20 protein-coding genes are annotated in these 18207 nt (G+C 54.6%); 13 read left to right on the forward strand and 7 right to left on the reverse strand.

Annotated features, from left to right (window positions below):
* Positions 1–91 precede the first annotated feature (91 nt).
* Positions 92–565: a deoxycytidylate deaminase gene (locus tag ACTU44_RS10760; protein ID WP_114097758.1), complete on the reverse strand. Its 474-nt coding sequence runs from the start codon at positions 563–565 to the stop codon at positions 92–94.
* 276 nt (positions 566–841) lie between these two features.
* Between ACTU44_RS10760 and pyk the strand changes: the two genes are divergently transcribed.
* The 3 genes from pyk to ACTU44_RS10775 all read left to right on the forward strand — a co-directional run bounded on the left by pyk (position 842) and on the right by ACTU44_RS10775 (position 5157).
* A complete protein-coding gene (gene pyk, locus ACTU44_RS10765; RefSeq protein WP_114097545.1) occupies positions 842–2260 on the forward strand; it encodes a pyruvate kinase in 1419 nt (472 codons plus the stop codon).
* A gap of 420 nt (positions 2261–2680) precedes the next feature.
* Positions 2681–4195, forward strand: a complete 1515-nt coding sequence (locus tag ACTU44_RS10770; RefSeq protein ID WP_462095372.1) for a DUF2336 domain-containing protein — start codon at positions 2681–2683, stop codon at positions 4193–4195.
* Between the two features lie 5 nt (positions 4196–4200).
* Positions 4201–5157, forward strand: coding sequence for a hypothetical protein (locus tag ACTU44_RS10775; protein ID WP_336080643.1), 957 nt, complete (start codon positions 4201–4203; stop codon positions 5155–5157).
* 37 nt (positions 5158–5194) lie between these two features.
* Here the strand turns inward: ACTU44_RS10775 and ACTU44_RS10780 are convergent, their stop codons facing one another.
* The 3 genes from ACTU44_RS10780 to ACTU44_RS10790 all read right to left on the reverse strand — a co-directional run bounded on the left by ACTU44_RS10780 (position 5195) and on the right by ACTU44_RS10790 (position 7413).
* Positions 5195–5509 carry a ribbon-helix-helix domain-containing protein gene (locus tag ACTU44_RS10780; protein ID WP_462095373.1) on the reverse strand — a complete coding sequence of 105 codons (315 nt, stop codon included), beginning with the start codon at positions 5507–5509 and terminating at the stop codon, positions 5195–5197.
* A 160-nt stretch (positions 5510–5669) separates the two neighbouring features.
* Positions 5670–6251, reverse strand: coding sequence for a DJ-1/PfpI family protein (locus ACTU44_RS10785; RefSeq protein ID WP_114097549.1), 582 nt, complete (start codon positions 6249–6251; stop codon positions 5670–5672).
* 193 nt (positions 6252–6444) lie between these two features.
* Positions 6445–7413 (reverse strand): mechanosensitive ion channel family protein, encoded by a 969-nt coding sequence (locus ACTU44_RS10790; protein WP_462095374.1) that lies wholly within the window; start codon positions 7411–7413, stop codon positions 6445–6447.
* A gap of 226 nt (positions 7414–7639) precedes the next feature.
* On the opposite strand from ACTU44_RS10790, the gene ACTU44_RS10795 reads away from it, so the two are divergent.
* The gene (locus ACTU44_RS10795; protein ID WP_462095375.1) at positions 7640–8539 is read left to right on the forward strand and encodes an OmpA family protein; all 900 of its coding nucleotides are present in this window, start codon (positions 7640–7642) and stop codon (positions 8537–8539) included.
* Positions 8540–8712: 173 nt separating this feature from the next.
* Positions 8713–9357 carry a hypothetical protein gene (locus ACTU44_RS10800; protein WP_462095376.1) on the forward strand — a complete coding sequence of 215 codons (645 nt, stop codon included), beginning with the start codon at positions 8713–8715 and terminating at the stop codon, positions 9355–9357.
* Positions 9358–9452: 95 nt separating this feature from the next.
* Here ACTU44_RS10800 and ACTU44_RS10805 read toward each other — a convergent pair whose 3' ends face one another.
* Complete coding sequence (locus ACTU44_RS10805; RefSeq protein WP_114097759.1) at positions 9453–9875, reverse strand: CoA-binding protein; 423 nt, start codon at positions 9873–9875, stop codon at positions 9453–9455.
* A 196-nt stretch (positions 9876–10071) separates the two neighbouring features.
* Between ACTU44_RS10805 and ACTU44_RS10810 the strand changes: the two genes are divergently transcribed.
* The gene (locus tag ACTU44_RS10810) at positions 10072–10953 is read left to right on the forward strand and encodes a protein-methionine-sulfoxide reductase heme-binding subunit MsrQ (RefSeq protein ID WP_462095377.1); all 882 of its coding nucleotides are present in this window, start codon (positions 10072–10074) and stop codon (positions 10951–10953) included.
* Here ACTU44_RS10810 and ACTU44_RS10815 read toward each other — a convergent pair.
* Both ACTU44_RS10815 and ACTU44_RS10820 read right to left on the reverse strand, forming a co-directional pair.
* A complete protein-coding gene (locus tag ACTU44_RS10815; RefSeq protein ID WP_114097554.1) occupies positions 10925–11560 on the reverse strand; it encodes a LysE family translocator in 636 nt (211 codons plus the stop codon). The two genes, ACTU44_RS10810 and ACTU44_RS10815, sit on opposite strands and share 29 nt — an antisense overlap.
* Positions 11561–11656: 96 nt before the next feature.
* On the reverse strand, positions 11657–12451 hold the full coding sequence (locus tag ACTU44_RS10820; RefSeq protein WP_462095378.1) for an enoyl-CoA hydratase: 795 nt from the start codon (positions 12449–12451) through the stop codon (positions 11657–11659).
* A gap of 301 nt (positions 12452–12752) precedes the next feature.
* Here ACTU44_RS10820 and ACTU44_RS10825 point away from each other — a divergent pair, with 301 nt between their 5' ends.
* The 7 genes from ACTU44_RS10825 to ACTU44_RS10855 all read left to right on the forward strand — a co-directional run bounded on the left by ACTU44_RS10825 (position 12753) and on the right by ACTU44_RS10855 (position 18200).
* A complete protein-coding gene (locus tag ACTU44_RS10825) occupies positions 12753–13529 on the forward strand; it encodes a hypothetical protein (protein WP_462095379.1) in 777 nt (258 codons plus the stop codon).
* A gap of 253 nt (positions 13530–13782) precedes the next feature.
* A complete protein-coding gene (locus ACTU44_RS10830; protein WP_114097557.1) occupies positions 13783–14070 on the forward strand; it encodes a hypothetical protein in 288 nt (95 codons plus the stop codon).
* Between the two features lie 180 nt (positions 14071–14250).
* Positions 14251–14691 carry a PaaI family thioesterase gene (locus ACTU44_RS10835; RefSeq protein WP_114097558.1) on the forward strand — a complete coding sequence of 147 codons (441 nt, stop codon included), beginning with the start codon at positions 14251–14253 and terminating at the stop codon, positions 14689–14691.
* A 155-nt stretch (positions 14692–14846) separates the two neighbouring features.
* Entirely contained in the window at positions 14847–15314 is a 468-nt protein-coding gene (gene rplM / locus ACTU44_RS10840; protein ID WP_114097559.1) for a 50S ribosomal protein L13, read from the forward strand.
* The gene (gene rpsI, locus ACTU44_RS10845; RefSeq protein ID WP_114097560.1) at positions 15314–15799 is read left to right on the forward strand and encodes a 30S ribosomal protein S9; all 486 of its coding nucleotides are present in this window, start codon (positions 15314–15316) and stop codon (positions 15797–15799) included. Before rplM ends, rpsI begins: the two co-directional genes overlap by 1 nt.
* Before the next feature lie 131 nt (positions 15800–15930).
* Positions 15931–16830, forward strand: a complete 900-nt coding sequence (locus tag ACTU44_RS10850; RefSeq protein WP_462095380.1) for a GNAT family N-acetyltransferase — start codon at positions 15931–15933, stop codon at positions 16828–16830.
* 77 nt (positions 16831–16907) lie between these two features.
* A complete protein-coding gene (locus tag ACTU44_RS10855; RefSeq protein WP_462095381.1) occupies positions 16908–18200 on the forward strand; it encodes a hypothetical protein in 1293 nt (430 codons plus the stop codon).
* Positions 18201–18207: the final 7 nt, after the last annotated feature.

Below are 18207 nucleotides of genomic sequence, written 5' to 3' on the forward strand. Positions count from 1 at the left end.
GCGACGTTTACGTCTTGTTTTTTGAATGCTCGTATCCGGTCCGAACCCACCCATATTGGAGGTGGCGGGCATTTGTAAAGAGGGTGATAGATTATTTCATCGGCTTTGTGGTGCCGTCATTGTCGATCACCTGAACAATGACCCCGGATTCGTCAAACATTTCGGTCGAAATCTTCATATCCTGTTCCCAGCGTTCAAGAAAATCCGCGGTAAGTTTGGTTTTATCCACGAAGACCTCGGCGATTCCGGCCTGAATGATGGCGCGCGCGCAGTCACAGCACGGGAAGTGGGTAACATAAAGCGCACAACCATCAAGAGATGTGCCGGTATAGCTGGCATTGTAGATGGCATTGCGTTCGGCATGTTCGGTATAGGCGTATTTTTCCGGGCGCTGGTGGCGGCTTTCGACAGCGTCATCCACACCACGCGGGAAGCCGTTATAGCCAACCGCACGGATTTCCTTTTTCGGGCCGATGACAACCGCGCCGACCTGCGTACTGCGATCCTTTGACCAGTCTGCGATATGGGCTGCAAGACCAAGAAAGCGGTGGTGCCATTTATTCATTGAATGAAGCCCTGTTTGCGTCAATGTGATCGGAGCATTTCGCGTGCGGCGAATGCGGCTTTTCACCTCTTTTAAGAGGGGGCTTCTTGTAATTGTCCAGTGAAAAATCACATTTTTGTAAAGGCATTTAAAGAAAAGTCCCTGTTCAAATAGGGGCTGATTGACTATTAAGGGGTTACCCCCAGAAAAATATCAGGACGCCCTGGCGCCTCGCCGCAGATGCAGGCCGAAGCGGTAGGGCTCACGTGTAAACCAAATAACAAGAGGTAGTAGCTGATGCGCCGTCAACGTAAGGCGAAAATCATCGCGACCCTGGGGCCGGCGAGTTCAAAGCCAGAAATCCTCGAGAAAATCGTGAAAACAGGCGTCGATGTATTTCGCCTGAATTTCTCGCATGGGGAACACTCAGAACATCTGGCCCGTTTTGAAGCTATCCGTGCTGTCGAAGCAAAGCTTGGTCGTCCGATCGGGATTTTGATGGACCTTCAGGGGCCGAAAATCCGTGTTGGCACCTTTGCCGACGAGAAGGTAGAACTCGAAGCTGGTGATACCTTCAAATTCGACATGGACAAGACGCCGGGTGACAACAAGCGCGTTTCCTTGCCGCATCCGGAAGTCTACGCAGCCCTGAAACCGGGTGCGAACCTTTTGCTTGATGATGGCAAGCTGCGCATGCGTGTTGAGAAATGCGATGACAAGTCGGCTGAATGTACGGTCATCACCGGTGGTCCGCTGTCAAACCGCAAGGGTGTTAACCTTCCTGACGTCATGTTGCCGCTGTCGCCGCTGACGGACAAAGACCGTGCCGATCTGGTTTACGGTCTGGAAATGGGCGTCGATTTCGTCGCGCTGTCGTTTGTTCAGCGTCCCGAAGATGTCGCCGAAGCCCGCAAGCTTATCCAGGGCCGTGCAGCCATCGTTTCCAAACTGGAAAAGCCGCAGGCAATCGAGCATCTCGACGAGATCGTCGAGCTGTCTGACATGGTGATGGTTGCCCGTGGTGATCTTGGTGTGGAATGCCCGCCGGAAGATGTTCCGATTCTTCAGAAACGGATCATCAAAGCCTGCCGTGAAGCTGGCAAGCCGGTGATCGTGGCAACCCAGATGCTTGATTCCATGGTATCGAACCCGGCACCGACCCGTGCAGAAGCATCTGACGTCGCGACTGCGATCTATGACGGTGCCGATGCCGTGATGCTGTCGGCAGAAAGTGCTGTTGGCAAGTATCCGCTTGAAACCGTTTCGATCATGGACCGCATTCTGGTCCGTGTTGAGCAGGACGAGCTTTACTACCGCATGCGTGATGCCAACCGCCCGGATCCGGAACATAACGCACCGGACGCGATCAGTGCCGCAGCCCGTCAGGTTGCTGCCACGATCGGCTCCAAAGCCGTGGTCAACTATACCACGTCCGGTTCCACGGCATTCCGTGCCGCGCGTGAACGTCCGGAAGTTCAGATTCTTGGCCTGACCCCGCGCATTCAGACCGCACGTCGTCTGGCGCTATGCTGGGGTGTGCATCCGGTCTTTACCCGGGATGCGACCAACTTTGCCGAAATGGTCGGCATTGCCTGTGAAGTCGCCCAGCGCGAAGAATTTGCCGGTCCGGGTGATTCACTGGTGATCACCGCAGGTGTTCCGTTCGGAACGCCCGGTGCGACCAATATCCTGCGCATTGCATGGGTAAGCAACTGATCGGGATCATCAAGATATCCTGATAACAGATTTAACAAGCGGGCGGCCGGATCGGTCGCCCGCTTTTTTGTGCCCAAAGGCCGGATACGGGCCGGGGAGAGGGCCGGTGTCGGTGAATTTCGGTGCGGGAAAAGCGAGCAGGTTCGCCCAACTTTCGCGGCGAATATCACCGGTTTGTATAGTGCGCTGTATTGTTAATGTTTTTTTGAGTCTTTGCGTCGATAGTCTATTGGTAATCAAGGCTGTGCCTGATGGTTTCGGCCTTTGATGTTGGGGTAATGAATTTATACGTCTAGTCTGGTTGTGTATCACTGTCGGTTCTGGTTAAACTGTTCTGACAAAACATAAAAAACACAGGTATCTGCATTGTTTGATGCCTGATATGCCGCCAGGCAAGGGACCAGGGGAATAGCTGCGATAATGCTGAGTTGGATGTTCAATCGGCAGAAAAATACGGGTGACGCGGGGCTTGATGACAAAGCCACTGCCAAGCTTCGTGATCTTGCTGAAACTGTCCGTACAGTCGCACCTGATGCATTTTCTGCCGATGCCGGTAATGCGCGTGGGCGGTCGATCCCCCGCAAAAGCTCCAGCGAAGAGATTTCAGAACAAAGCGCGCTTGAACATGCGGCACGCCTTTCAACGGAAATGGCGCATGCTGATGATGACGATGATGCTCCGGATTTTGACAGCGATGTCCGTATGGATGTTGCGCGCCGTTTGCGCCGTCACCTGCATGATGTCAGTCCGTCCGAGCGCCTTGAGATGGTCGAGGAATTTGTCGCGGCCATTGCCAATATGGGTGAATGCTATCGCCCGCAGGTGATCAATCTGATTGAGCAGGAACTGGGCCATACGCCTTATATGACCCGTCAGGCTGCAAGCCGCCTGCGCCAGGACATTCAGGCTATTGGTCGGGTGTCGATCGGTGAATATATCGAACTTCTGAGCGATTCCGATTTCCTTGATATCATGCGCGGACGCGGCGAGTTTGTTCAGACCGCTGCCGAACGTGCGCGTGAAGAACAGGAAGCCGCGGCAAGAGCACGCCTGATCGAACAGAAAGCCGAGAAAGAAAAAAGCAGTCTTCTGAACCGGTTGCTGTCATCTGACGATGCGCCGCGCAATGTAGTGTCCATGACCCCGCATTTCGCAGAACGCAAGACAAATGCCCCGACAACATCGGGCAACGACCTTATGGGTGGGCAAAGCCGCATTTCGCGTCAGGCCCAGCGTCGTGTCGCGCATTTCATCATGGCATCGCTGTTTGATACGCTGGTCGAGCAGGGACGCATGCGCACCGAAGTCGCACGTGCCCTTCGCCAGTCCGTGCGCCAGCGTATTGAAAAGGCCCGGTTTGAAAACCGCATGCCGCTTTATGCAGCCGATAGCACAATGGCGATGGATGTGACTGATGACGTGATGCTTGATCACGAACAGGAAGTCGCGTCAAACCAGAAAATGACGATTGATCAGTATATTCTTGATGCGGTATCGCGCAACGAGGACGCACTTGTCGTGCAGTCCCTTGCGCATTACGCACAGATACCGGTCAGTGCAGTTTCGAAAATCCTTGATTCCGGAAGCGCGCGCGCGATTACGGCCCTTGCATGGCGTGCGGGCATGACTGCACCGTCATCGGTGGTGCTGCAAATCAGCAACGGCATTCCCGAAGCCAATATCGAAAGCCCGGCAGCGGGGGGACGGTATGCGATGGCCTCAACCGATATGGATTGGTATATCGATTTCTTCAACGACACCAAGCCCGCCACAGCGCGTACACGTGTCGAAAAGGAAACGGTTGCACCGGCTGTAAACGCCAAGCGGAACCCCGGTTTGAACCCGAATATCCGGCCGCGAACGGGACGCAACAGCGGTGGCCTTGAAGGCTTGGTCTCAGACAAGCGACTCACCAAGGGTCCAAAAGGAGACTGAGTGCCATGAGCAGCAATCACGGCATCTCGTATGACGCGTTGAAATATGCGCTCAATATCAAGGAAAGTTATCAAAGCGGCGAACCATTGACCGTAACCGGCGCAGCAAAGCAGCAGCGTCTTTTGATGCCGGAGCATTTGCTCAGCAATGATCTGGCATTGATGCAATATGATGATCCTTTGGCACTTGCCGTGATTGCGACCCGTGACCCGGAAAGCCCGATGGCCCTGGCGGCTGCGATCCGCATGGGGCCGCATGCCAAATGCAAGGAACTGATTACCGGCGTGTTTGAAGTCGTTTCCGATGCGACCAAGCATGAGCTGGTTGCCGATTGCGCCAAGCTTCTGACAAAGAACGCCTTTAGCCCCGAAGCATTCCATCTGGTGCGCACGCGCGCATCCAACCATGTTGTTGAAATCCGCGAGGCATATCGCCGGGCGATGGCCGACAATTTGCGCGCACTTCTGGATGGCAAGATGGCGGCGCGCGAGTTTGTCGAAGAATTCATTGAGCTGGCATCAAACGGAAATCTGCGAATTGACATCTATCGCCGTCTGGTGATGAAGCTGATGCGATCAGACGCGGTGCGGCCAAGCGTGAAATTCATGCTGCTCGAACGGCTGGACCGGTTCCCGCAGATGGTGAAACTTCAGATTGTTAACGAGGTTAACTCTGCGCCCGATACACCGGAATATCAGACCCTGAAGCAGGAATTGCGCTGGATCTACGAGACCAAGCAAAAGCAACAGGCGCCGCAAACCCCGATCAATGCCAGCAAGCAGCAACCAACGGCGGCCGAACTGGTGGCGCGTTCACAGATTGACTTCGGGGCGGCAGCCGGGATGCATCGGCGCAATGCCATCATCAAACCGGCCGAGCCGCAGCTTGCACGTAATGCCAACCCTTCGATCATGCGAAGCGGTGGGTTCAGCACGCGCGAACTGTCTTCCTGGCTGAACTAGAACTCGCCCGACAGTGCCCGACAAATATCGGGCAGGGTCAGCTGACCAGACGGGACGCGGTTTCAGCTTTGCCAAACGGGGTATGAAGCCCGATCTGTTTTTCCAGATAAATTGTGCAAATTACGCGTAACAGCGATGCGAAGTTTGGAATGTCGCCACGTTGTGCGACAACTTCGTCATAAATCTTGCCCAGGAATTGCGGGGTGGTGAAACCTTCACCCGACGAGATTTCATCAAGGATTTGCCAGAATCGCAGTTCAAGACGCAGGCTGGTTACCACGCCATTGATCCGTACAGAACGGCTGACACATTGATAAAGTTCGGGTTCGGCACCTGAATAGATTTGACACATGAGGACGGCCTTTCCTGTGATGCGGCCGGTTTTGTATTCCGACCGCTTTTTTCAGGGCCCGTAACCAGTCCAAAGGCAGACCCTGCAGAGTGTTTAACACCAGAGGTCCATGGTCAGGGAAAAATCGCCCAAACGCAACTCACGATTGGGCGATATCCGGTTACAAGTTGATTTCAGTGCCAAGAACAGCAAGGAAGGCGGCAAGCCATTTCGGATGCGCAGGCCATGCCGGAGCGGTGACAAGATTGCCATCGGTGCAGGCATCATCAATGGCGATGTCGGCATAAATGCCGCCGCCCAGTTTGACTTCGGGCGCGCAAGCCGGATAGGCCGAAACCGTGCGTCCCTTGATGATGTCGGCTGCTGCCAGAAGCTGTGCGCCGTGGCAGACCGCAGCAATCGGTTTGCCAGCGTCATTGAAGTCACGCACCAGACGAATGACGTCCTCGTTCAGGCGCAGATATTCCGGGGCGCGACCGCCGGGGATCAGAAGCGCGTCATAGTTTTCCGCGCGCGCAGAGGCAAAATCCGCATTCAGTGCAAAATTGTGACCGCGTTTTTCGCTATAGGTCTGATCGCCTTCGAAGTCATGGATTGCGGTTGCGACCGTATCACCAGCTTTCTTGTCCGGGCAGACCGCATCGACCTTGTGGCCGACCGCAAGCAGGGTCTGAAACGGGACCATGGTTTCGTAATCCTCGGCGAAATCACCTGTGATCATCAGAATTTTTTTGGCAGACATTTGATATCCTCCCGGGGGATGTTGTGGTTTGTTTTGTCCTTCACGGTCAGAAATCATACGCCTGTAAGGTGGCATGCGGGTAACAGCGGGCTACTACACTGACAGCAAGTAGCTTTCGTCAGGAACTGGCACGACACGGACACAAAAAAAGAGGCCCGTTGGGGCCTCTTTTAAAGGTTGTGATTTGCGCGGATCAGCTTTTGCTTTCGGTCGGCTTTTTCGCAGCTGTGGTTTTGGTTGCGGTTTTGGCCGTTGTCGCGCGCGAACGGGTCGCCGGTTTCTTGGCTGGTGCCTTTGCTGCCGGTTTGGCAACAGTTTTGGTCGCACTCGCCGTTTCCGGTGATTCGATAACGTGCAGATCGCGTTGCGGGAACGGGATCGAGAAGCCGGCGGCTTCCAGTTCGGTTTTCGATTTGCGGGTCAGATCAAAGAAGGCCGGCCAGAAGTCAGCCGTCGCTACCCAGCCGCGTGCGGTCAGATCGACCGAGCTTTCGCCAAGGGTGGCGACAAAGCTCATCGGTTCGGGGTCTTTGAGAACGCGGGGATCGGACGCAACGAGGTTTTTAAGGAACTCAAGTCCGGCATCAACATCGTCGTCATAGGAAATGCCAACCTTGATGTCGAGGCGGCGGGTCGGGTTGCGCGAATAGTTTTTGATCGCGCTGTTCCAGATTTGCGAGTTCGGCGCAGAAATGAACACACCGTCCGGCGTCTTGAGCAGAGTGGTGAACAACGAGATTTCAACCACGGTGCCCGAGACCGAACCTGCTTCAATAAACTCGTCAATCTTGAGCGGGCGCAGGATCAGGATCATTACGCCAGCGGCAATGTTGGACAAGGTGCCCTGCAGGGCCAGACCGATTGCCAGACCGGCGGCGCCGAGAACCGCGATGATGCTGGTGGTTTCAACGCCGAAATTCGACAGGACAGCGATGATGACAAAGACCAGCACGGCGTAGCGGACAATGCTTGCTGCCAAAGGTTTGAGTGTTGCATCAACAAACTTCGCATTTTTCAGCGAATGGCGCACAAGTGCCGAGGCGCGACCGGCGAACCACCAGCCGACAGCAAGTATGACAATTGCGCCTAGAAGATCCATGCCAAAGCCGAGCGCAAACTCCTTTAGCATTACTGTGATCTTGGATACATCGGTTTCGATCATTTGACCCTCGTCCGCTCTGTGTCTTGGTTGTATTGGTTGATACTCATACGACGGTATGAGAGAATAAGCATTACAGGTTTATGTGTTCTTGAAAAGTGTGTACCGACACCCATTTCTTTCTACGGGTATGGAACAAATCGCGTTTTCGGTCGTTTTGAGACATAATATTACCATCTTTGGTGATAAAGTATCCGCTGAATAACAACCTTCACGACAGGGGTAAGACATGCAGCTTCGTCCGACTATTCTTTGTGCACTTGGTGGTGTAGCGCTTCTGAGTGCATGTAGCAGCGTAGATAATTCCGGTACTGCAGCTATGTATGGCGGTAACCCACTGACATACAGCAGTTCCGTATCTTCCGCGATTTCCGGTACCGAACCCACAACCGCATTCGGCAAGGCGCTGAAGGCTGAATATATTGCCTATGCGCAGCGTGAAGCTGACGAATGGTACGACTTCTTTGATGCTGATTTCTTTGCCAAGAAAGCTGGCAAAGTCGTCGAAGATGAAAACATTCTGCCGGAAGATCCGGCAAACTGGCGTTTCTCGGCAGAGGAAATTGCACAGAAACGCGCTGTTCGCGATGAACTGATTGCGCTTCTTGATGATGGCAAGCGCGAAGAAAAGCCTGATACCGCAGCCGTTGCGCAGGCACGATTCGATTGCTGGATCGAGGAAAGCGAGGAAGGCTGGCAGGATGATCTGATCAGCCAGTGCTGGAAAGATTTCGAAGCCGCAATGGCCGAGCTTCGTGCTGTTGAACCGGCACCGATGGCTGCACCGGTTGCCGCCAAGGAAGCACGCCTGTTCACGATCTTCTTCGATTTTGACAGCGTTGCGATCACCCCGGTTTCCGAGCGCGTTCTTGATGCGGCTGCGGAACAGTGGGCATCCTCGATGGGCAATGTTGCAATCGTCGGTCACGCCGATGCGTCAGGTTCTGCTGCCTACAACCTGAAACTGTCCGAGCGTCGTGCGCAAGCCGCCCTTGACCAGTTGACCGGTCGTGGCATTAAAGCCGGCCAGATCGACAGTGATGCCGTCGGTGAAGGCGATCTTCTGATCCCGACTCCGGATGGTGTTCGCGAACCGCGTAACCGTCGTGTGACGATTTCGGTCGACTGATTTCCGTCATTTACCAAATCTTTGGCAACGAGGTGGCATCATGCCACCTCGTTGTTTTTTTATGTGCTTTTTTCCGTGCCGGACACTTTCGCGGGAATTACAGTTGAAATTCGGATTAATCTGCATAATCTCTGCGAAAGATTTCGATACGTAAGAGTGAGAGGCGGGGACATATGATAAAGGCCATCAAGGCGGTCTTTTCGCGACGCTCGGGGGGCGTAATACTTGCACTGGCCATGGCGTCAGCGGCAACCACACCGGCAGCAATCGCCGCCGATATCACCCCAGTCGTGCCTTTTGAAAAATATTATGCTGATCAGCGCGGGGACGGAAAATACCTGCGATTTAATGCCTTCTCCGGTGAAATTCCGGGGAAACGCATCAAGGCGCTTTTGCGTTCCGGGCAGGTGATTGGCGACCGTATTCTTCTTTCCGAAGATGTCGCTGTCTATTTCCCGGATGGCTATATCGTTCAGTCCCAGGTGCGGTTTGGAAAATATATCCCCAAGACCAGTATCGAGCCCGGCTCGATATCCAAACGCGAACATCTTACTGAAAACCCGCGTTATGCCCTGGTCGAACGTTTCGATACGATCCTGGGGCGTGAATGCGCACGCACCGAATATGCTAACGGGTTTGCGGCCCTTCGCATCAAGCCTGACGGGGTAGTGTCGCTGGTGCTCGAAACATCGGGTCTTTATGACCAGATCATGGATGAGCACACCACGACCTACAATGTGACCAGTGCGGTTCAGCCGGTCTTTATCGGCAATCAGGGCTTGATGCCCGAGTTGATGGCAAAATGCGGACGCGGTTAGGCTGATAACCATCCCTATGATCGAATGTATAAAGGCACCGGTTTCCGGTGCCTTTTGTTTTGCCGGTTGATCGGGGATTGATCTGAAATGGCAGCTCAGAACAAGCGGGGAATTTCAATAGCCGGGCAGCGATCCATCACGGCCGTCATACCATGTTTCTGCGCCTTGATTGCGGCATCCGGGGCCAGGACTCCAAGCTGCATCCACACCGCTTTGGCGCCGATTGCAATGGCCTCGTCAATCACACCGGGCGCATCTTCACTATTGCGGAAAATATCGACCATATCGACCGGTTCGGCAATGTCGGCAAGAGTGGCAACAACCGTCTGTCCGTGGATTTGTCCGCCAGCCTGACCCGGATTGACCGGGATGACGTGATAGCCGCGATCAAGCAGGAATTTCATCACCCGATTGGATGGCCGTTCGGCTTTGGGGCTGGCACCAACCAGCGCAATCGTTTTTGTGGTTTCGAGCAAGGCTTTGATATTCTGCTCACTCGGGTTTTCAAACTGGGGCATTTGATCCATCCATCATCAGGGGTGATGATGTGATAGTTATATGTTTGCGATTGCGGTGCAACTGTTTGCGGTCAAGTGCGGGCAGGCAAAGACGGGAAGCCCGTTCTCGCGGAAAGTTGATGACGAGTTTAAATGACGTGGCCGGTCAAATGCGCTTTGAGTAACAGACAGACACACTAGAACAGGCTTTGACTGCATGTATCCATGGCTTGACCCGTCCGGGCGTTTTTCCGTTTTCAAACTGGCTGTTTTTATTGCATTGCTTGTGCCCGGTGCCTTGTTACTCTGGCCGGTGATCGCGCAGGGCGGGGCAACGATTCCGGTCAAGGACGCGATCCTTCAAAGCGGTGACTGGACGATCCGCATATTGCTGATTTCGCTTTTGATCACGCCGTTGCGCCGCATTACCCGGTTTTCGAAGCTTGTGCAGGTGCGCCGTCAAATCGGGGTCGGGGCATTTTGCTATGCGATTATGCATCTTTGCCTGTATGCGATCAGCCAGAATCTTGATCTTGGCCGCATAGCAAGCGAGATCGTCTTGCGGATCTATCTGACCATTGGCTTTGTTGCGGTGCTTGGTCTTGCGGTTCTTGCTGCGACCTCGACCAAGGCCGCCATGCGCAAGCTTGGGGCGAAATGGGGCCGGTTGCACAAGCTGGTCTATCCCATTGCCGTTCTGGGCGTGATCCATTTCTTTTTGCAGTCCAAGGTCGATGTCAGTGAGGCGACCCTGATGGCGGGATTGTTTGTTGCCCTGATGCTGTACCGGTTTGCGCACTGGCGCGGCTGGGCGTTGCGGTCTGCCAGTACACTGATTGTCATTGCGCTGGTTTCCGGGCTGACAACGGCGGGGATTGAATATGCCTGGTACGCACTGGCTACCGGTATCCCGGCAGATCGGGTGGCAGCGGCCAATCTTGAATGGATGTGGCCGCTACGCCCGGCATGGAATGTGTTGCTGGTATCGCTTGTGATGGTGGTGGTTTACCCGTTTGGCCGGGACGGTGCCGGGCGGGCAATCATGTCAAATCTTGCAGGCAGTTTGCGTCTTAAGCCGCAGCACTCGCGCGGCGGGTAAGGGCGGTCAGAAGGCCTGCCCCGATCATCACACCACCCCCGACACGGGTCAGGCGCCGCATGGCTTCGGGTTTGCGGAACCGTTCACGCAATGCACCGGCCATGATGGCCCAGATGGCGACATTGACTGCGGCAAGCGTCACGAAGGTTGCCGTCATGACAATAAATTGCGGCAGGACCGGACTGCCTGCTGTGATGAATTGCGGCACAAAGGCGATGAAAAAGACAATGCCCTTGGGATTAAGGGCGGTGACCACATAAGCCTGAAGGAACATGCGCGACGGACGGTTGCGTTTGGCATCAGGATTGTCTTGCAGAATATCGGGTTTTTCGCGCCACATCTTGATCCCAAGATAAATCAGATATCCCGCCCCGCACAGTTTCAGCACGGTAAAGGCATCTGCCGAGGTTGCAAGCAGTGCACCGGCGCCGGCAAGCGACACAGTCATTGCAGTCAGATCACCCAGGGCAACACCGGGAACCGTTGCCCATGCGGTTTGACGACCTTTGCTCAGCGCGTAGCTGACGACAAGCATGATGGTCGGCCCGGGAATAATCAGGATGACGGTGCATGCAACAACAAAGGCGAGCCAAATTTCAAACGGCATGGTTGTAACTCCGAGAAAGATATTATCCATTCACAAAGAACCGTCGGCATGATTGTGTCAAGCCCCCTGCAACCATGCATAGCGGTTCGCTTCCGGCTATTCGTGACGCCATTGCGGATGGCGCTTTTCAACAAAGGCATAGATCCCTTCGCGGGCATCATGCTTTTGCATATTGGCGGTCATGACGTCGGAAGCATAGCCATAGGCATCGGAAAGCGGCATTTCGATCTGTTTGTAGAATGCCTGTTTGCCAAGTCTTACCGTCATGCCGGAACGTGCGGCAATTCCGGCGGCAAGGGCCGTAGTGGCAGCTTCAAGGTCGGCTTCGTCAACCACATCGGAAACAAGCCCCATGCTAAAGGCAAGTTCGGCGGGAACCGGATCACCTGTCAGCAACATCCGCATGGCGTGTTTACGAGCGATATTGCGGCTTAATGCGACCATCGGGGTCGAACAGAACAGCCCGATATTCACGCCCGGCGTTGCGAATTTCGCCGTGGATGCCGCAACCGCCAGATCGCAACTCGCAACCAGTTGACACCCTGCGGCTGTTGCCATGCCACGAACCCGCGCAATAACCGGCTGGGGCAGGGACACGATGCGCATCATCAACCGGCTGCATTGTGCAAACAGGCTGGCATGCTGATCACATTCCGATATGCCACCCATTTCCTTAAGGTCATGACCGGCACAGAACACCGGCCCCTCGGCCGCAAGAATGACACACCGGATGTCAGGGGAATTTGCGATCTGGTCAAACGCATCCTGAAGGGCCGTCATCATCGCGCCCGACAGGGCATTGCGCCGGGCAGGATTGGACATGACAAGGGTGACATATCCATCATGATCATGCCGGATGACGAGTGGGGACGGGGCTGTTTCTGTGGTCATGGGTTCCTCCGTGATGCCTGTTGGTGGTGTCGTTTTTAGTTTTTCTTCTACAGGTGATCGTAGTAGAATTGCACGCAATGGGTCATCAATAAAACCCTCTAGGCGCATCGCATTGATTGTCGCCAGGATAATAAGTCAAACGGTCAAAAAAACCGTAAGGTTGTGGATGAGTGATAGTGATACGCGGCGTCCCAGCCGGGCGCCGAGCCGTTTTGTGTCCCGCCAGAAAAGGCAGGAGGCACTAAGAACGCAGAAACCCGTCCGTGAAACGCCGATTAAACGGTTTGATCGGAAGGACGTAATGGAGCGCGATCTTGAACGATATCGCGCCGAGGCACGCGCGCGCCTGCTTCAAAAAGGGTTTGATATCCCGGCCTTCCTGATGCCCAAACCCAAGGTTATTGACGAAGACGAGGGGGAAACACCCCAGTCATCCGATACTGATTTCCATGACTATCGCCCACCAGTGATGATGGGCCCGAAACCCGCCCCTATGGTCAACGACAAGAAAATTGCCGAGACCAGACCCGAGCCAGTCCGAAATCCGGTCCGGCCCAAGCCGAACCGGCATGTGCATGTCCAGAACAAGTTTTCCGGGGCGGCGGCCTTGCATGGAGGGATGAATGGTCCGGTGGCGAACAATGCCGCCCGTGAAGCCGAACAAGCCGCAGCCATCGCACAGGAAAAAACGGCTTATGACGACTATGTCGAAAGCCTGAATGGCGGTGCGACCTTGCTGGATCGGGTCCGAGAAAAGGACAATTCAGGTGACTTGGTCGGGGCGGAAGACATTCAGGGGCGGGTGGATGACCTCAAGGAAAAGGAAGTCCGTCAGTCGCGTATTGATCTGCCCGACAACACAGCAAGTTGGGCTGCGCGCGATGAACTTGATCGCAAACGGATGGAAATCCTTGCAAAGCAGGAAATGGCGCGCGGCAAGTCGCGCCGGTCCAACCGAAAGCCGATGACATGGGACAAGTTCTTGCCGCGTGTGGCGGCTTACATGATCGCGGCGGTTGCGGTCGGCTATGTACTGGTGCTGACGGTTAATGAATTCTCGGCAATTATCGGGAAATAGACCGCTATTGTCGAATAGTTGCCGTAATCCCCATATATAGAAAATGAAAACAAGCTTTGAAATGAACTGTTTTGGGGCAGTTCATATGCAGATCGAAAAGAACACAAGGCTGATATAGACGCGGGGCGTGAGTGACAGACCATCAATAAGGGGGCCGTCAGGATCGTGGTGCACTGAATTGCATCATGGAAATGACCGGAAATTTGCGTTTACCCTTGTTGCAGGAGCCAGCGAATGACGCTGTGATATCGCCATGATGAATGACGAGACTGGTCAGGAAGGCCGCCGCCCTGTTTATCTGCCCGAGAACCGGTATCATTGGGCGTCCAATGATGAGGTCACTAAGCCTGTTGTCGATTTGTCGCGCGGTCCTGTCAGAGCGCGTTTCAAGCGTAAGACCGGTTCTTCCCCGACATTATCGCCCGGCGAATGGATGCGCGAGAATTTACCGCAAATCGGGGCGACCGCCATTGTTGCCATTGTGATTGGCTGTGTGGTGGTGGCGATCTATACCGATGTGGCGGGCATCGTTCTGCGTTAATCCGGTTCACATTCCATTGCCAATCTTGTGACTTCTGGCGTGCAGGGGCAGTCTGTCGCCTGCCTGATGCGGGTTGCTTTTTGTCTAAGATATTGACGTTAACGTAAACGTTATGTCAGGCTGTGGTGTCTTTATCAATAAAACCAAGACAAAACTGGCAATCTGGGGAGGCCCGCATTCATGAATAATTCCCGAACCCGGACCGGGATCACACCGGCGGACTTTGACGCGATCATGCGTGAAAAGGTTCCGTTTGTCGGTGACATGGGGGTCCGCACCGAAAGCCTTGAACATGATACCGCCATTCTGAGATTGCCTTTTTCGGAACGCTATCTGCGTCCGGGCAATGTGGTAACGGGGCCTGCGATCTTTGCGCTGGCCGATATTGCGCTTTATGCGGTGGCCTGGCTTGTGGTGCCGCAGGCTGATCTGGCGGTCACGACCGAGGCAACGGTGCATTTCCTATCGGGGGCAAAGCCCGGAGACCTGATTGCCGAAGCCAAGATCCTCAAGGCGGGCAGGCGGCTTTTGATTGCCGAATGCCATATTCGATCAGACGTTGATAACAGCCTGTGTGCGCATGTGATCGGGACGTATGCGATGCCACCGGATCAAAAATAGCCCGAAATCGTGTGGTAAAATAATACCTATCTGTTTAACTTATTGATTTTAAATGAAATATTCCTGTTGTTTTCCTGTTGAATGCTGGCATAATGCGCCGACTTTCAACGAGGGACGTTTCCCTCCGTGGAACCCAGTTTTCGAGTATAGATATAATGAAAACCTTCACTGCGACACCGAGCGACATCGAGCGCAAATGGTTCGTGGTCGACGCTGAAGACGTCGTCCTTGGCCGCCTTGCTGCTGTTGTTGCCAACCGTCTTCGTGGTAAACACAAAGCAATGTTTACCCCGCACATGGATTGTGGCGATCACATCGTCATCGTCAATGCCGAAAAAGTCAAACTGACCGGCCGTAAACTTCAGAACAAGAAGTTCTACTGGCACACCGGTTACCCGGGCGGCATTAAAGAACGCACCATGGACAAGCTCCTGAACGGTGAGCATCCGGAACGTGTGATCATCAAAGCTGTTGAGCGTATGATGTCCCGTGGTCCGCTGCGCAGCCAGGTTCTTTCCAAACTGCACGTTTATGCTGGTACCGAGCATCCGCATGAAGCTCAGAAGCCGGAAGTCCTCGACGTTGCGGCTATGAACGAAAAGAACAAGCGGAGTGCTAAATAATGGCCGACACCAAAACTCTTGAAGATCTCAAGGATCTGGCACAGGGCGGTGAAACCGCAGCTGCCGAAGGCACCCTGCCGGAGCCGAAGATCGACGCACAGGGCCGTTCCTATGCAACTGGCCGTCGTAAAAACGCAATTGCACGTGTCTGGATCAAGCCGGGCTCGGGTAAAGTCACCGTCAATGGCCGTGAATTCGAAGACTACTTCGCACGTCCGGTTCTGCGCATGGTGATCAACCAGCCGTTCGGCGTTACCGATCGTAAAGATCAGTTCGACGTCGTTTGCACCGTTTCCGGTGGTGGTCTTTCGGGCCAGGCTGGCGCAGTTCGTCACGGTATCTCCCGTGCGCTGACCCTGTTCGAACCGGCACTGCGTGGTTCGCTCAAGGCTGGCGGGTTCCTTACCCGTGACTCGCGTGCAGTTGAACGTAAAAAATACGGTCGCGCCAAAGCCCGTCGTAGCTTCCAGTTCTCGAAGCGCTAAACCGGCACGCTTACGCGATACGCGATTTCAAGAAGGCCCGCTGGTTCAGCGGGCCTTCTTTTTTTGTGCTTTTTTCACGGCAATTGTGGAAATGCAGCCTTTAAACCCCTGATTTGAAAGGGACCACCATTATGCAGTACAGAAAGCTGCACGACGCCGACCTCGATGCCGCAAACGCATTCCTTGCCAATCATGCAGCGACCAGCATGGTTCTGCGCGGGAACCTGCGAACTGCCGGTATCGAGCGACGCCGTCATCCGCTTTCTGGAACGTATTTTGGTGCGGTGGATGCAAGCGGTGCGATCAGTGCTGTCATTGCGCAGTTTGGCAATGGCAATGTTTTTGTCCAGTCGGGCAATGAAGCAGGCGCGCCGTCGGGGCTGGTTGATGTGTTTCGCTCCGAAATGACGGGTCCGGTTGCAGGTGTGTTCGGAGATGCGGATCAGGCGGCTGATCTTCTCGGTCATCTTGGGCTTTTGGATGCGGATTTTGCGATCAATGCGTCAGATTTTCTTTATGACCTCGATCTTGCCAAGCTGATTGTGCCGGTCAATGCGCGGGCCGATGATTTTCAGATGGTCGATGCGGAAAAGGTGGAACGCAGCACGCTTCTGAGCTGGTTGCGCGCTTATGAGATCGAGGCACTGGGGGCCGAAGATACCCCGGTTCTGGATAGCAAGATCGCATCACGTCTTGTTCATGCCCTTGATGCACGCAACATGTGGGCGCTGATTGTTGATGGCAAGGCGGTCAGTCTTTCCGGATTCAATGCCCAGATGCCCGATATGGTACAGGTCGGGCCGGTCTGGACCCCGCCGGAATTCCGGTCCAACGGTTATGCCCGCATTCTGGTTGCCAAGACACTACTGGCAGCGCGCGCGCGCGGGGTTACCCGTGCGATCCTGTCAACCGACAGCGAAGCTGCTGCCAGGGCCTATGAGGCGCTTGGTTTCCAGAAGATCGGGCGCTATCGCTTGGCGCTGCTTAAAAGCCCGGTTAAGCTCTCTGCAGCATTAGAAAGCCAACCTTAACCGGATTGAGGTCTGCTCTGAAACGCAGCCTGGTGTCAAATCGAACAGCCAAATTGCTCCTGCCAGCAGTTTTAATCTTGCTGGCAGGAACTTTTGGTTTGTTTTCGTCGGGCAACGGTGCGCAGGCACAGGATCTTGCGCAGGTTCTGTATCGTTTTGAGAACCGGGCTTTGACGCTTGGACGCTACGGGGCGGTTGCGACATTCCAGCAGCGGCTTTTTGCGCAAGCCGCCAATTGTGCCGGCAAGCCTGCCAATAGCTATGGCAAGGCCGATGGCGTGGTGGGGGCCAAGACCCGTCAGGCGATCATTGATCTTCAGCCCTGCCTGAATTCGGCAGTACGTGCTGCGGTCGGTGCGGAAAGTTACGGGGCGATCACGACGGGTCTTTGGCGACTTTTGATGCCGCCGCAATTGCCACCACCCGATGCAATCGAGCGGGCCAATCAACTGACCTTCGCACTTGAAGGAACAGATTACGACGTGATCCAGTTCAATTTCTGTCAGTCCGCCAATCCGCGCAGCGGCAAGCGGTATCTTGAAGGCGATCCATATTGCTTTACCAATGATCCGCGCGCCTATCTGACATGGGGGCCGCGCGGGGCAACCGCCGGGGCAGGGGCCGAAATCCAGCAAATCCTGTTTGCGGCCGAGCGCGCCAATCCCGGATTACTGCGTGATATCTTTGGTCCCTTTACCGAAGATATGCACAGACTTGCCCTTGGTAATAATGATGCGGCCTTTGATTTGTTGTGTGCGATCTGGGTGAATGACCGCGAACGTGCTGATTTTACCCGGCGTTTTGCCGCCTATGGCGCGCGTGCCGAGGTGCAGGAATCCTATCGCCGGGTTTATGATGCGGCCAATGCCGATGGCGGCAAGATTGCGCGATTCTTCAAATTGTATGCGTCAATAAAACCGCTTATCAGGCGTGATCCGACCGAGATTGATCTGGCATTTTTCATCGACCGCGCAACACATGGTTCGGTGCCGCCAAGCGACATCAGCCAGCTGGTCAGCCAGATGACCAAATTTGTCACCCGCACGCGCAATTTGCCAAGCCCCGGCAATCTGCGCAAACAGCTTGCCGCCTGGCTTCCGAGCCATCACAAATATAATGACCGGCTGGCGCGCGATACTATCTTTCTGGTCGACGATCCCGACGTCGTGGTGTCGGACGCGCACCGTCGCATGTGGTTGCAGCGATCAGGTCTTAAAGCCAGTGATTTTGGCTTGTCGGATCGACGATATGTCGCAAGCTACCCGGTCGCGGCACCCACCGGATATGAGCAGATCGAGAAATTCTATACCGTACTGCCACAGGACAAACGTGCCTGTCCGTCAACAGTACGCCGGGCACGCAAGAAATAACCGGCCT

Source organism: Thalassospira sp. SM2505 (assembly GCF_054901115.1).

Bases quoted from the DNA above. Each gene is read 5' to 3' on its own strand.
- ACTU44_RS10760 (WP_114097758.1), bottom strand. From the start codon at position 565: ATGAATAAATGGCACCACCGCTTTCTTGGTCTTGCAGCCCATATCGCA.
- pyk (WP_114097545.1), top strand. From the start codon at position 842: ATGCGCCGTCAACGTAAGGCGAAAATCATCGCGACCCTGGGGCCGGCG.
- ACTU44_RS10770 (WP_462095372.1), top strand. From the start codon at position 2,681: ATGCTGAGTTGGATGTTCAATCGGCAGAAAAATACGGGTGACGCGGGG.
- ACTU44_RS10775 (WP_336080643.1), top strand. From the start codon at position 4,201: ATGAGCAGCAATCACGGCATCTCGTATGACGCGTTGAAATATGCGCTC.
- ACTU44_RS10780 (WP_462095373.1), bottom strand. From the start codon at position 5,509: ATGTGTCAAATCTATTCAGGTGCCGAACCCGAACTTTATCAATGTGTC.
- ACTU44_RS10785 (WP_114097549.1), bottom strand. From the start codon at position 6,251: ATGTCTGCCAAAAAAATTCTGATGATCACAGGTGATTTCGCCGAGGAT.
- ACTU44_RS10790 (WP_462095374.1), bottom strand. From the start codon at position 7,413: ATGATCGAAACCGATGTATCCAAGATCACAGTAATGCTAAAGGAGTTT.
- ACTU44_RS10795 (WP_462095375.1), top strand. From the start codon at position 7,640: ATGCAGCTTCGTCCGACTATTCTTTGTGCACTTGGTGGTGTAGCGCTT.
- ACTU44_RS10800 (WP_462095376.1), top strand. From the start codon at position 8,713: ATGATAAAGGCCATCAAGGCGGTCTTTTCGCGACGCTCGGGGGGCGTA.
- ACTU44_RS10805 (WP_114097759.1), bottom strand. From the start codon at position 9,875: ATGCCCCAGTTTGAAAACCCGAGTGAGCAGAATATCAAAGCCTTGCTC.
- ACTU44_RS10810 (WP_462095377.1), top strand. From the start codon at position 10,072: ATGTATCCATGGCTTGACCCGTCCGGGCGTTTTTCCGTTTTCAAACTG.
- ACTU44_RS10815 (WP_114097554.1), bottom strand. From the start codon at position 11,560: ATGCCGTTTGAAATTTGGCTCGCCTTTGTTGTTGCATGCACCGTCATC.
- ACTU44_RS10820 (WP_462095378.1), bottom strand. From the start codon at position 12,451: ATGACCACAGAAACAGCCCCGTCCCCACTCGTCATCCGGCATGATCAT.
- ACTU44_RS10825 (WP_462095379.1), top strand. From the start codon at position 12,753: ATGGAGCGCGATCTTGAACGATATCGCGCCGAGGCACGCGCGCGCCTG.
- ACTU44_RS10830 (WP_114097557.1), top strand. From the start codon at position 13,783: ATGATGAATGACGAGACTGGTCAGGAAGGCCGCCGCCCTGTTTATCTG.
- ACTU44_RS10835 (WP_114097558.1), top strand. From the start codon at position 14,251: ATGAATAATTCCCGAACCCGGACCGGGATCACACCGGCGGACTTTGAC.
- rplM (WP_114097559.1), top strand. From the start codon at position 14,847: ATGAAAACCTTCACTGCGACACCGAGCGACATCGAGCGCAAATGGTTC.
- rpsI (WP_114097560.1), top strand. From the start codon at position 15,314: ATGGCCGACACCAAAACTCTTGAAGATCTCAAGGATCTGGCACAGGGC.
- ACTU44_RS10850 (WP_462095380.1), top strand. From the start codon at position 15,931: ATGCAGTACAGAAAGCTGCACGACGCCGACCTCGATGCCGCAAACGCA.